The organism is Neobacillus sp. NPDC093127 (assembly GCF_044754175.1).
Classification (GTDB): domain Bacteria; phylum Bacillota; class Bacilli; order Bacillales; family Cytobacillaceae; genus Neobacillus.
Genome location: NZ_JBIVOP010000017.1, coordinates 25,789 through 38,597, shown reverse-complemented (window position 1 = coordinate 38,597; position 12,809 = coordinate 25,789). Strand labels below are relative to the sequence as shown.

At 43.3% G+C, this 12,809-nt stretch carries 13 protein-coding genes and 1 pseudogene; 2 read left to right on the top strand and 12 right to left on the bottom strand.

Annotated features, from left to right (window positions below):
* Window positions 1–38 precede the first annotated feature (38 nt).
* Window positions 39–167 (top strand): annotated as a pseudogene (locus tag ACIQCO_RS20735) (CotG/ExsB N-terminal domain-containing protein); the annotation flags it as partial.
* Between the two features lie 231 nt (window positions 168–398).
* Here the strand turns inward: ACIQCO_RS20735 and ACIQCO_RS20730 are convergent.
* From ACIQCO_RS20730 to ACIQCO_RS20715, 4 genes are all read right to left on the bottom strand, one after another.
* Complete coding sequence (locus ACIQCO_RS20730; RefSeq protein WP_400432182.1) at window positions 399–779, bottom strand: hypothetical protein; 381 nt, start codon at window positions 777–779, stop codon at window positions 399–401.
* Window positions 780–1,281: 502 nt separating this feature from the next.
* Window positions 1,282–2,223: an N-acetylmuramoyl-L-alanine amidase family protein gene (locus ACIQCO_RS20725; protein WP_400431969.1), complete on the bottom strand. Its 942-nt coding sequence runs from the start codon at window positions 2,221–2,223 to the stop codon at window positions 1,282–1,284.
* Entirely contained in the window at window positions 2,220–3,281 is a 1,062-nt protein-coding gene (locus tag ACIQCO_RS20720; protein ID WP_400431967.1) for a YARHG domain-containing protein, read from the bottom strand. Before ACIQCO_RS20720 ends, ACIQCO_RS20725 begins: the two co-directional genes overlap by 4 nt.
* A 335-nt stretch (window positions 3,282–3,616) precedes the next feature.
* A complete protein-coding gene (locus ACIQCO_RS20715) occupies window positions 3,617–4,708 on the bottom strand; it encodes a CotH kinase family protein (RefSeq protein WP_400431964.1) in 1,092 nt (363 codons plus the stop codon).
* A 200-nt stretch (window positions 4,709–4,908) separates the two neighbouring features.
* Here ACIQCO_RS20715 and ACIQCO_RS20710 point away from each other — a divergent pair, with 200 nt between their 5' ends.
* Window positions 4,909–5,286: a CotG/ExsB N-terminal domain-containing protein gene (locus ACIQCO_RS20710; RefSeq protein WP_400431961.1), complete on the top strand. Its 378-nt coding sequence runs from the start codon at window positions 4,909–4,911 to the stop codon at window positions 5,284–5,286.
* 112 nt (window positions 5,287–5,398) lie between these two features.
* Here the strand turns inward: ACIQCO_RS20710 and ACIQCO_RS20705 are convergent, their stop codons facing one another.
* The 8 genes from ACIQCO_RS20705 to eutS all read right to left on the bottom strand — a co-directional run bounded on the left by ACIQCO_RS20705 (window position 5,399) and on the right by eutS (window position 12,800).
* Window positions 5,399–6,121 (bottom strand): DsbA family oxidoreductase, encoded by a 723-nt coding sequence (locus ACIQCO_RS20705; RefSeq protein WP_400431958.1) that lies wholly within the window; start codon window positions 6,119–6,121, stop codon window positions 5,399–5,401.
* 137 nt (window positions 6,122–6,258) lie between these two features.
* Entirely contained in the window at window positions 6,259–7,794 is a 1,536-nt protein-coding gene (locus ACIQCO_RS20700; RefSeq protein ID WP_400431955.1) for an amino acid permease, read from the bottom strand.
* Window positions 7,795–7,814: 20 nt separating this feature from the next.
* Entirely contained in the window at window positions 7,815–7,955 is a 141-nt protein-coding gene (locus tag ACIQCO_RS20695) for a hypothetical protein (RefSeq protein ID WP_400431952.1), read from the bottom strand.
* Window positions 7,956–7,984: 29 nt separating this feature from the next.
* The gene (gene eutC / locus ACIQCO_RS20690; protein WP_400431949.1) at window positions 7,985–8,830 is read right to left on the bottom strand and encodes an ethanolamine ammonia-lyase subunit EutC; all 846 of its coding nucleotides are present in this window, start codon (window positions 8,828–8,830) and stop codon (window positions 7,985–7,987) included.
* Window positions 8,831–8,977: 147 nt separating this feature from the next.
* Window positions 8,978–10,339, bottom strand: a complete 1,362-nt coding sequence (locus tag ACIQCO_RS20685) for an ethanolamine ammonia-lyase subunit EutB (RefSeq protein WP_400431946.1) — start codon at window positions 10,337–10,339, stop codon at window positions 8,978–8,980.
* 24 nt (window positions 10,340–10,363) lie between these two features.
* On the bottom strand, window positions 10,364–11,788 hold the full coding sequence (locus tag ACIQCO_RS20680) for an ethanolamine ammonia-lyase reactivating factor EutA (RefSeq protein WP_400431943.1): 1,425 nt from the start codon (window positions 11,786–11,788) through the stop codon (window positions 10,364–10,366).
* A 233-nt stretch (window positions 11,789–12,021) separates the two neighbouring features.
* The gene (locus ACIQCO_RS20675) at window positions 12,022–12,462 is read right to left on the bottom strand and encodes a EutP/PduV family microcompartment system protein (RefSeq protein ID WP_400431940.1); all 441 of its coding nucleotides are present in this window, start codon (window positions 12,460–12,462) and stop codon (window positions 12,022–12,024) included.
* A complete protein-coding gene (gene eutS / locus ACIQCO_RS20670) occupies window positions 12,459–12,800 on the bottom strand; it encodes an ethanolamine utilization microcompartment protein EutS (protein WP_400431937.1) in 342 nt (113 codons plus the stop codon). Before eutS ends, ACIQCO_RS20675 begins: the two co-directional genes overlap by 4 nt.
* Between the last annotated feature and the right edge of the window lie 9 nt (window positions 12,801–12,809).

Below are 12,809 nucleotides of genomic sequence, written 5' to 3'. Positions count from 1 at the left end.
CGACGTAGATTAATAGGAGAGGAGGAAGTGCGGAGCTAATGAGGATTATTAAGTGTTCGGCATTCCTTTTCAAGAAAAAAAGAGGTGAAAAAATGAGAAATTTTTCTTCAGATGATATTCAAAAGGCAGCGGAAGAAGTTAAAAAATCTGGGCATGGAAAATTCATGTTTAGGGATCCGGGTTTAAAGCACAAATCACATCACAAAAAACATAGTAAAAGGAAACCCCACCCACCACACCACCGGAAAACTTCGCGCCGGCAAACTTCTAGGAGACGGCAAACTTCCAGAAACCGCCAAACTTCAATCATGGTAACTACTAGACGAAATACTTCCAGAAACCGCCAAACTTCAATCATGATAACTACTAGACGAAATACTTCCAGAAATCGCCAAACTTCAATCATGGTTACTTCCAGAAGGATTACTTCCAGACAGCGGCCGGTTTCCTTCAGGGTGACTTCTAGGCGAATTACTTCCAGACAGCAGCCGGTTTCCTTCAGGATGACTTCCAGACGGATTACTTCCAGACAGCAGCCGGTTTCCTTCAGGGTGACTTCTAGGCGAATTACTTCCAGTCAGCAGCCGGTTTCCTTCAGGGTGACTTCCAGACGGATTACTTCCAGACAGCAGCCGGTTTCCTTCAGGGTGACTTCTAGACGGGTTACTTCCAGACAACAGCCGGTTTCCTTCAGGGTGACTTCTAGACGGGTTACTTCCAGACAGCAGCCGACTTCCGTCATCGTCACTTCTAGACGGAATACCTCTAGAAACCGCCAAACCTCGGTCGTGGTGACTTCTCGACGGAATACTTCTCGTAGAAACACATCCAGACGGAACACTTCTAGACGCAATACTTCACGCAGAAACACATCCAGACGGAACACTTCTAGCCGCAATACTTCACGCAGAAACACATCCAGACGGAACACTTCCAGACAGCGGAATACTTCTCGGAGAAACACGTCGAGACGGAACACTTCCAGACAGCGGAATACTTCTCGGAGAAACACATCTAGAAGGATTACTTCAAGAAATAGAACATCGAGACGGTCCAGATGTTGTAATCGTCCTGGCAGGAGCAATGTTGGACAAGGAAACTGGGGCTGGAGCACAACACCAAATGATAATTTCCAAATGGAAGATTATTATAGAAGCCGTAACATGTGGCTGCCAAAAAGGAGCTAAATCTACCCCGACAACGGTGGAATTATATGAAAAAAAGATGCCAATCGGCATCTTTTTTTTCAATCAATTATCTCCACTAGACACTAAGATCATTCTACTTTTTAAGGCTCGCGTATTGTAAGATTCCATCAGCAACGTTGGTAAGAAGATTCGTTAGGTACGTTGGGTCTGAAAGGTTTCTGTCTTCCACAGGATTGCTCATAAATCCCATTTCAACTAATGTGCTTGGCACCTGAGACCAGTTAAATCCTGACAAATCACTTCGATACGAAATTCCATTCACCTTTACAGCGGTATTTTTTTTCGTTTCAGCTAAAATCAGCTGCGAAGCCTTTAAACTCTCCTCGTAAATCGCTTTTGTATACGGGTCGTTATTGGCAGGAGTCAACACAGATAGACCGCTAACGCTTTTATCGGTTGACCCATCCGCATGAATCCTAATGAACAAATCAGCTTTATTTTGATTGGCGAATTCAGCCCTTTCCTTATTGCTCAAATTGACATCGTGGGTGGTCCGTGTATAAATGACTTTAACCTCTTGTTTCTCCAATAATTCCCCTAAAATAAATGAGGCTTCCAATGCCAACTGATATTCCGGCTTCCCCGTTGTAACACCGGATGTACCGCCTGTGACCTTCATCTTCATCTCAGCTGACCCTGGTCCCACAGGCTCTTTTCCTAAATTAGCATGCCTTTGGTGCCCAGGGTCAATGACAACCAAAAAGTCCCTTTGGATATCCTTTGTTTCAATAGAAGGAGCGGTTTCCGTCGAAACTGATTCCTCTTTTACTGTTTCTTCGTCCTTATTTGTTGCCGTAGTGTCTTCTTGGTCTTTTTTCGGGCTCACGTTTGCCGTTTCTTTCTTTTCGTATTCTGTTTTTGAAGCTGCACTCTCTTTCGCTGCCAACTCGGATTTTGCATTCTTACTAGTGTCAGCCTTTTCTTTTGCCACGGCAGGATTGAAAAAATAATAGAGAGGGATCATCGCTAATAGAATGATAAGGCCAATTCCAATCTTGACTGCTCTTGCGTTCACTTCAGGTACTCCTCTCGACTCTTTATCAAATCTACGTTGTATTTTTCGATCGGGCTTAATGTGTCGTTATAGGATGAGTCTGGGAAGTACCACGATTTCTGTTCGAAATAAACACGGAGCTCCTCCTTGGTAAACACATGACCATGTCGTGCAAAAATTTCATTTCTCGCCAAGCCAAGCTCTTCAAGTGAAAGCGGTGCAATTTCACTTTCCGTTAGCCTCCTAACATCACTATGAGGAAAGATAAACTCATTAGTACCGGAAACAGTGGTATTTTCAGTGGAGCCAAATACCTTACTATGAATCACTAATGATAAACTTGCTTTATCTGAACCCGATAATACTGGTATAGAATAACCACATGATCCAGAGTAATCCATTAAATCCGCTTGGGAAAGAGTAATCGGATAGTCAGACACACATCCATTCCCAACTTCAATATTCCATTTTGTCTTTAATTTCCCCGATAAGTCATCAGCAATGAAGTACACTTCTTTTGCCCAATCTTTTAAAGGCAATTGCTCCCCACTATCATAGAGGTCAAAAATTCGGGTCAAATTTCTCGAAGGGATATTATTGGCTTCCAAAAATAAAGTACCATTCCGGTTCGTAATGTCCCACTTGCCAAGCGAAATATCCGAACCTGAAGCATTGATTTTCAAACTGTTCAATTTTCTCGCATAATTTTTAAGAATCGTTTCCTCATCATTTTCTGCTGCCTTTTCTTCCTTAGTGTCAGCCTTTACTGAGTCGCTTTCCGCATCTTTTGCTCCTGATGTTACATCATGAGAAACAGCTTGAGGTTTCGTTTCTTTAAATCCCGTTACAATAAAATAGGCACCAACCAATAATGCTAAAACCCCGACAATTGATAATACTGTTATTAATAGATTGCGATTCTGTTTGTTTTTAGTTTGTTTAACGAAAGTTGTTCTCTCCGTTGCCGAAACATTCCCGGGATACTCAGTCCTTTGACCGCCCACCTTTGTTCCGCAGCCATTACAAAAAACTTGTCCAATCTTTAATTCTTTTCCACAATTCGTACAAAATTTCGCCACTTTAGTATGCTCTCCCTCTTACCTATTTTTGATAAAATTCCTATTATGTAGAATTTCGACATTTTCACCAAAAACCCTACTTCTTCCAGTTTAAAAAAAAGAAAGGCCCATCTAACGATTAGATAGCACCTAAGGTGATAGCCAAAATAATGCCGACTTACAATCATAATCCCCCTTGCTTTTGTCTTATGAAACTAGTAAATTATTGTAGCTATTTGGCTGCGGCAAATCTTTATCTATATTACAAAAATACCAGAAGTAGCATAACTTCTCTATTGTTTTTGAAAAATAAAAAGGACTAGATGTCCTTTCAGATTTCCTCAAACTATTAATTTCTAATCTAATTTTGCTAATTTCCGCTGCAGGTACCTTCTTCTTTCTTCAATATATTTTGCGATAACTCCTGACTCCCTGTCAAAGTCGCCAATATTTTGTTTTTTATAGGGATCCTGTAATACATAAGGCCGAACCAATTTGAGCAGATTTTCAACCTTAGGAATCATAAATTCAACGGTAAATTGATGGTTCATGATGTCTTCAAGGAGGGTTTGATATTGCTTTCGAAAACTCTTTACATCCAGCAGCCGTGCCGTTAAGGTATTAAAGCCGTCTATCGGGACATAATTCGCTTCCATCACTTTTCCGTTTACATCCCGGCCCCAGGTGGCATCATAATCCCACGGAATGACTTCAAATAGACCACTATCTCCATTCCTATAAAGCGCATAGTTATGGACAAACCCATCGTAGTTTGAAGTGAAAATAATTCCCGCTATCCAGCGAAGGTATTTGTCGACATCGACAAAATTCAAAATTCCCTTTTCAAAATCACTTTGGGGGATCGTATTGATTTTATATATAAATTCCTGTAAGTAATAATCCTCTGTTGCGGCCCCGCATTTTCTTTCATAGCCCAATTCCAGTGATTTTTTTGTTTCCTTATCCAAGTCGCTCATCAGTGAAAAATTGGCATCCCCATCGACTGCATAAAAAATACTTCCATCGGGGAGGCTTCTTCTTTTCAAAAAGTTTTCATCCACCGATTCGATTTCTAAATAGACCCCTTCTGCTTTTCCATTTTGCGTTAAAAAAATATGATGTGATTGCGGTGCTAACACGCCGATTTCCGTAAAAAAATCAAATGATAATTTATTCCGGATTAACGATGGGTCCTTGAATTCGGCGTTTAAATGAATTTGTTTCGCTCCTTTGAATTTTGTCGGTTTATAGAAAGAAATTTGATATGACTTTTTCGAAAAATCACGGATATGAGAGCCGCGGTAGCTTAAATCAATTTCAAGCCTTTTCCCCTCCAACGTTAACTGAGCTGGAATCGGATCATCAATCCAAATATCTCTTCTCAGCTCTCTCACATCGTTGGGTTTTATAAACAGCTTATATTGTGGTATTTTTTCAGCCTCGTCCATTTTCAATCCCTCCTCCTTTATTCGTATGTAAGAAAAAAGAAGGATGTCACGTTGAAAGAGCATTTTTTCTGCTAATAGGCTTATGTCCCATACAAAAACAGAACTGGATACGTAAATTGGTAAAAGAAGAGTGAGTTTTATAGACAAATGGTCAGTTAAGTTTTCGTACTCCCTTTTCTATATTTAAAGGAGGTGCTAAAATGGAGGAAATTACACCGGAAGAGATTTCACCGGAGAAGATTCAAAGTGCAGCAGATGAGGTAAGACGCGGCGGTTTTGGGGATTTCATGTTTAGAGACCCTGGCTTTAATCGTGGTGCTTCACGGAGGAGAACGACCAGACAACGAACTTCTAGCCGTGGAACGACTTCACGAAGAAATACTTCCAGACGCAATACATCCGGACAACGTAACACATCAAGAAGGAACACTTCTAGACGTAAAACTTCTAGACGCAGGACGACAAGAAGGAACACGATCAGGCGCAGAAACTGCAAAACCACGATTCAAGGAAATTGGCAAATTGAAAGATGTTGGGATGACAGTAACCAGTCCTATTTTAGGATGAAAAGCAGATAACATTTTAATTATTCAGACAAAAATGGGAAAGGACACGAGGAGCCTTTCCCATTTTTGTTGATCTCGGTTTAATCACCCATTTATATCCTTCTAATTTATGATTTCCAGAATTCTATTTTTTCTCGGGAATCACACAATTCCCATCCGCACAGCTGGCATCATCGGTAGTGGAAAGGTCCTGGAGCATCGGAGAAGCAGATTCTTCCTGCCATACTTTTTGAAGAGCACCGATAAAGGTTTCCGTCGGCTGAGCACCGGAAATCGCATATTTTTGATTAATAACGAAATAGGGAACACCGCGAACGCCGTATTGCTGGGCAAGGGATTCATCCTGGCGGACATCAGCGGCAAAAGCATGTTTATCATTCAGGATCGTTACTACCTCTTGCCGATTTAAACCTGCATCTTCAGCAATGTCTGCCAAGGTTTCAAGATCGCCAATATGCTTCGATTCTGCGAAATAAGCATGTAAAAGCTTTTCAGAGACCACTGCTTCTTTCCCTTGTGTTTTCGCAAACTTGGCCAAACGATGTGCATCAAAGGTATTGGTAGGCTTCATTTCATCAAAATTGAAGGTTAAGCCAACTGTTGCTGCCTGAGAACCAACACCTTGATTTGCTTGTTTAGCTTTTTCAAGACTCATGCCATATTTTTTTGCTAATACTTCGTGAATATTTTCTCCACTATTCTTTGACGAATTTGGATCGAGCTCAAAACTCTTGAATTCAACTTCAACTTTATCCTTATCTGGAAATTGACTTAATGCCTCTTCTAACCTTCTTTTCCCGATATAACAAAATGGACAAACATAATCGGACCAAACTTCAATTTTCATCTCAATACACCTCATTTTTCTACGGTTAGCTATTATAGTAACACAAGGTGCTTGAAAAACATGAAAAGTTGCTTAATGAAAAAACGGGAAAAAGTGCCCTGTACATTCATACGGGCACTTTTGTGATTTTTTACATGCTATTCTTTCTCATGCTCAAACTCATCTTCCAATCTTTGAATCTCTTCGATTGATTTTTCAAGGGCAGCTTGCGGACCTTTGAAATGCTTCTTGTAATAGCCTAAGTCCATGATAATCAAGATAATAAACATCCCGCCCAAGGCATATGCTGCCATTTGGTTTGGCGGGATCACCATCATGATGGAAATGAAGAGAATCCAGATGATACTGAGAATATTAATCGGCTTGCTCCATTTTCCAAGACTCCAAGGACCGTAATGCTTTCGTAAAAAGATTCCTTTTGCCTCGGCTTCCAATTTAAGATAGATTGGAATGCCGTAAGCCACATACAAGCCAACGACACTGACCCCGGTCAAGAAGGCAATCGTCGAATATCCGGCGTTAGGGTTTAGGATTTTTGTGAGATAATCAATTAATGCTAAGGCAAAGGAAAGGATTACGGCCAGCCAAATCGCTTTTGCCGGAGTACGGAATTTGCGGCTGATTTCTGCCCAATGATGGCTGAACGGCATACCCTTGTCTCGCGAAAACGCATACATCATCCGTGAAAATGAGGTAATTGACGAGAGACCGCAGAAGAACATCGCAAAAGTGACGAGCCAGAGAACGATTGACCCGAAGGTACCGCCCAACGCCTGACTGATAACATAGATAAAGGCGTTGTCAGAGTTAACCGCACCAGCCGCATCGTGAATCGAAAGGGTCACGAAGGCAAGCATGATAAAGCCAAAGACGAAGGAAAAGGCCACTGAATTGTATATCCCCCACGGGGCACGGACACGCGGATGAACGGTTTCTTCAATCGTATGTGCCGATGCATCATAGCCGGTAAATGTCCATTGCGCCTGTAATAATCCAATTAAGAAGGCTAAGAAATAGGGCTTATCGGAAAAAGTTTGCCCGACCTGGAATAAGTAATCAATTGGCTGCAAACCGTTTTTTGTAAAAAACGCCAAACTAACAACCAAAATAGCGACGACAAGCATATGATACCAGGCTGAAAAGTCATTTAATTTCGCAACGATTTTAATTCCGACGTGGTTGAGGATTCCGTGTAATAGAAGAATTACGCCAAAGACAATTAGAATGGTAGTATCGGTGGAAGTATAACCAAAGACTGTTGCTAATAGTGGGTCAGCGAATAAGGCGCATGAGTAATCAATTCCCGCTACAATTCCGATTTGACCGATAAGATTAATCCAAGCGGTATACCAGCCAATCCTTCTTCCTTTTAGAGTGGCGGCCCAGTGGTATAAGGCACCTGCGGTTGGAATCGCTGACGCAAGTTCAGCAAGTGAGGCGGCAACTAATAGCACGAAAAAGGCGACAATCGTCCAGCCAAAGCCCATCATCCCCGGTCCGCCGTAGGTTAATCCATGACCGTATAAGGAAACGGCGCCTGTTAAAATAGAAATAATCGAAAACGAGATAGCAAAGTTTGAAAAGCCGCCCATGTCACGCAGCAGTTCTTGGGCATAGCCATACCGGTTTAGCTGCTTTCGATCCTCCAACATTTGCTGGTCTTTATTTTTCATCCCTTTCTCCCCTCTCTAGTTTAATTTCTTACATCTTTATCAACAAAGATTTCATGTTCATCTTCTTTAAAGGCACGCACGTTTTTATTGGCATTCAAGCCAATGGCAGTGCCGACGCAAAGGGTAATTACCACTAAAGCGAAACCGATAAATACCTCCATTTAACTCCCCCTCCTTTCTATTGTTTTTGCTATAATTCCAGTTTCACACCGCTTGCTTTTTGCTCAAACATTTTTTGTAAAACAGTGCCGATATGGGCACCAGCCTCAACTGGCGGGGTGCCCAGCGGATGAATATTCGAGATGACATTGCGGTCCGATTCGACAATCCCTTTTCGGGGCCGATAACACATATAGGCACTCATTGAGCTTGCCGAAACCAGCCCCGGCCGTTCGCCAATCAGGAGAACAAGTACCTCCGGCTCAAGGATTTCACCAATATGATCCATACACGCGACCCTGCCCCCTTTAACAAAAAAAGGAGTCCCACAGGTCAGATTGTTAAGTTGCAATGAATCTAGTAAGGCGGGATAGACATCCTTTAAATTGGTTTCTACGGCACTGGCGCTCAGCCCATCCGAGACGACAATTTGCACCTGCGGCCGGTGCCGGCACCGCTCCGTTATGGTTTGGATGGCCGCGTCGGTTAGCACCCTTCCCTTATCCGGCCTTTTCAAATAAACTTCCTTGTTCTCATAGCATGTTTCCACTGTGAATAACGCGAATTCCTGCAAATAGTTTTCGAGCACCTCGCCGCCGACTGCATCGATGGCGGCCGCATGGTCGAATTGCAGCTTTAACATCGTTTTCGTCAGCGGGCGGGTGCCAGTTCTCCAGACGCCAATCCGCGCCGGGGTTGAAGCAGTCAAGTCCGAAACTCCTTCCTGAAAAGCAGGCTTCGGAATGGAGGTTTTCCAATCTTGTTCGGTAAATATGAGTCCGTTGTCATCTGGATCTGCTCTATTCTCTATTGGAAATTTCGCTTGCAGCTGCTCCATTACCTTTTGAACAATCAATTCAATTTGTCTTTCCTTCAAAAATGCTCGCCTCCTTTCGATAATTATGCTTGTTCGACAGTTGTGGTGTCTTATCCGACAGTTGGGGTAATCTTGGCGACAGTTAACACCCTGCACGACAGTTGGAGCACTCTGCACGACAGTACGCCACCAATACCTCGGATCAATCTATATAAATATGGTCGGGTCCCCAGCCCGCTCCGTTAATCTCCCGTTCTCGATAATCCCCATTTTCTCGAGCCATTTCTCAAAATGAGGTGCAGGTCTTAGGCCGAGTACGCTGCGTACTGAGGCGATATCATGAAAACTCGTAGATTGATAATTGAGCATGCAGTCATCCGCCATGGGTACACCAATGAGGAAATTTACCCCTGCGGAACCCAGCAAAATAGCGAGGTTTTCCATATCATTTTGATCGGCTTTCATATGGTTCGTATAACAAACATCGACCCCCATCGGAATACCCTGGAGCTTCCCCATAAAATGGTCCTCGAGTCCTGCCCTAATGACCTGTTTGCTGTTGTATAGGTACTCTGGTCCAATAAAGCCCACCACCGTGTTCACGATAAATGGTTTATATTTTTTGGCGAGGCCATAGCATCTCGATTCGAGCGTCACTTGGTCAATGCCGTGATGGGCATCGGAGGACAACTCTGAGCCCTGTCCGGTTTCAAAATACCAAAGATTCGGCCCGTGGGAAGTGCCTTCTTTTTGAATTAATTCATTTGCCTCGTTTAAGAGATCGATACTAATTCCAAATGCCTTATTTCCAGCCTCCGTGCCAGCTAAGCTTTGAAAAAGCAAATCAGAGGGAGCGCCATTTTTGATTGCCCGCATCTGCGTCGTCACATGCGCTAAGACACAGTTTTGCGTCGGGATTTGGAATCTGTCTATTTCCTCTCTTGTCATTTGTAAAATTTGCTTCACACTTTCAGCCGTATCAATGACCGGATTAATGCCGATAACAGCATCGCCGATTCCATAGCTTAAGGCCTCATAAAGTGAGGCTTTGATTCCTTGGATGCTGTCTGTTGGATGGTTCGGCTGTGCCCTGCCGGCGAGAGTACCTTTGTGGCCAATTGGGTAATTACACTGGGCAACGACTTCTATTTTTGATGCAGCTTGGATTAAATCCATGTTGGACATAATTTTGGCGGCAGCAGCAGCCATCTCACTCGTCAGCCCTCTGCGGATACGGCTGATTTCAATGTTTGTCGTGTTATCCGATAGGAGTGTTTCGCGGAGCTCGCTTACGGTCCAGTTCGCGATAGATTGAAAGATTTTTTCATTGATGGATTCCTCAATCAAACGTGAAACCTCGTCCACTTCAGGTGCCAGCACAGGGTTGTTGCGAATATCGCTAAGGGTTAATTCCGAAAGCAGGTGCCGAGCGGCGAGCCGCTCCTGGGCATCATTCGCAGCAATACCGGCAAGCTGGTCCCCAGACTTTTCCTCATTCGCTTTAGCAAGAATTTCTTTCAAGTCACGGAATTGATAAGTTTTATGGAGTAAAGTTATCGACGATTTCAAATTATCACCTCCCATTAAAAAACCCTAAGAAAACGCCAATGTTTTGACAACTACCGGTACCAATTCGTCATTCAACGGCGCGCCAATATCAATATAATCACCATGTTCGATCCCAATTTGATCAATACAAATTACTTGATACTTCGTTTGCAGCCGTAATGCCTGCCCTAGGGCCTTGGCCATATCATTTTCACATACGACAGCAAGCACCTCCGCACGAGGGAAATGCTTCGAATACAGATTGCCAATCATACCTGCGAATTCCTTGAGCTTTAAGTACGATAAATAGAGTGTGCCGCCTAAACCAATTGCAATTGGCAAGCGGTCATTCCCCCCAAACCATTCCTTTCCCTTTAAAAATGCCTGTTCAATCTCCAGTTCAAAATCCATTTCCGTTAAGGCCGCCTTCACAACAGGAATATTCCGTAATGGCAGGAGCTCCGGTTGAATGGAAATGGTCGCCCCGCTTAGCCTTGTAGTTTGCGTTCCAGCCCCAATAACGGTTGCGCTCGATGTCTGTCCCGCCTCCACCACACTAAAATGATACCTTTCTACCGCCTTCATTAACTCACTTGCCAAAAGCGGACCGATGTCGTTAAATTTTGCCACATCCTCCAATGTCGCGGGTGGTTCTTCCAATGCTAGCCGCCCCACTCCCCCAGAAACCATGACCTCGTGAATTCTCGGTAAAGCCTGGCAGGATGTGCTGTGGATCAAGCTTTCTAGTGAGGAAATTGATTTTCCCCCTGATAACACATCAAGTAAATCGGCGCATAGTGCTGATGTGATTTCGACCAGCTTCGGCAGCGACAAGCGCATGCCCTTTTCTACTTGAAATTTTTTTAAAAATAGCCATGGTTTCAAAGACGGTGATACCGTTAAAACCTCACCAAGTGAATTAATCTCAATCAATCGTCCGCCAATATGAAAGGTGATGGTTTCAAGCACTTTTCCCTGCTGAAAAACAACAACATTCGCCGTACCGCCGCCAATATCAATGTTCGCAATTGCCGCCCTCGATGATTGCGAATGCCTAGCCGCCCCTGAACCTTTTCCTGCTAACACGGCTTCCAAACTAGCGCCGGCTATTGCGACCACAAAGTCTCCGGACCGTTCCGCTAAATAATGAATCAGGGCATCGGCATTCTTTTTGATTGCCGTTTCTCCGGTTATGATGACAGCTCCTGATTTAATGTCTGAAAGTGTTAGACCAACTTGCTGATACTCCTTCTCAAGCCAGGAAACCAGCGGCGGCAGATCAATTTCCTCTTCATTTTTTAATGGAGTGGAAATAATCTCACTTACATATGTGATTTTGCGTTCAATGATATCGAACTGCGGCAGTGAAAAATGGCTCGATACCCGGCCCAGCGTTAATTCGCTCATCATAAATTTGGATGTACTTGTACCGATATCAATGCCAACACTTTTGATTACTACAGTGCTCAAACGCACCTCACTCCCAATCACAGTGTCTAAACTTTTTTCAACTCATTTTTGCTGCTTTATTACCATCCAGAATCGAAATTTCCATATCCATTATTATTAAATCTGGATTTTCCCGTTAACCTTCCTGCTCTGAAAATTTGTCCCACTTCGTTGTGATGAAGTTTGTACCATGTTATTCGAACTATTCAAATAATATTCACCAAGAATGGATGTTACGGTGCTGAACAATGCCGCTACAGATATTTCTGGATGGCTGTCCTCAGCTCTGAAATTCCCTTTAAAGTAACGGACGATACGTGAAAAATCTCATTTTGCGCTAGAACTTGTCTTAAAAGTTTCTCTGCCTTAGCCAAATTCGCATCCGGATGATCAATCTTTGTAATCACCCCTAATGGGATAATCGGAAAGCCCTGGGCAAAATTGGGAGGCAGAATCTGTTGAAGCCTTGTGGCATCTTGAATCACGAGCAATACCCGCGCCTCCAGCGATGTCGCCAACAGCGATCGGTAAAACAGCGGATTTTCGCTATATTCACCAGGCGTGTCGATAATCCAATCGTTGTAACTGAGTGCTTGCGTTTTTAGCACAGGTGACGAATCCTCCAATAGACGCTTCGTTAAAGTCGATTTCCCTGACCCAATCGGGCCAATCATCATCACTTTGCCTTTTTTCATGACCGGGTAATCTCCGCTGGTTCAAATTTTAAATGCCTGCTTAAAAATTGATTAATGGCTTGGATGGCCATGTCTACGTCGGATACTGTACCGCAAATGACCAAGGAACCGGTAAATCGGTCAAGGTAGCCAATTTCGATAGCGGCGGCTTTTGTAGCAATATCTGCGGCAATGATCGCGGTTTCCGTAGGCGTTAACGTTAAAATCCCAATCGCACCGGCCTGCCCAATTCCAAGTTTTGAGTACAATGCTTCATCGGGATTGGCGATGATATGAGCTAATGTCAGCTGTTTCCCGGGAACATACTCTTGGATGACACGCTGCTTTTTCTCTAACATTTTTTTCAA

Excerpts from the sequence above, each read along its gene's own strand:
- ACIQCO_RS20675 (WP_400431940.1), bottom strand. The coding sequence starts at position 12,462 with ATGAAAAAAGGCAAAGTGATGATGATTGGCCCGATTGGGTCAGGGAAA.
- ACIQCO_RS20700 (WP_400431955.1), bottom strand. The coding sequence starts at position 7,794 with ATGAAAAATAAAGACCAGCAAATGTTGGAGGATCGAAAGCAGCTAAAC.
- ACIQCO_RS20695 (WP_400431952.1), bottom strand. The coding sequence starts at position 7,955 with ATGGAGGTATTTATCGGTTTCGCTTTAGTGGTAATTACCCTTTGCGTC.
- ACIQCO_RS20710 (WP_400431961.1), top strand. The coding sequence starts at position 4,909 with ATGGAGGAAATTACACCGGAAGAGATTTCACCGGAGAAGATTCAAAGT.
- ACIQCO_RS20705 (WP_400431958.1), bottom strand. The coding sequence starts at position 6,121 with ATGAAAATTGAAGTTTGGTCCGATTATGTTTGTCCATTTTGTTATATC.
- eutS (WP_400431937.1), bottom strand. The coding sequence starts at position 12,800 with ATGTTAGAGAAAAAGCAGCGTGTCATCCAAGAGTATGTTCCCGGGAAA.
- ACIQCO_RS20715 (WP_400431964.1), bottom strand. The coding sequence starts at position 4,708 with ATGGACGAGGCTGAAAAAATACCACAATATAAGCTGTTTATAAAACCC.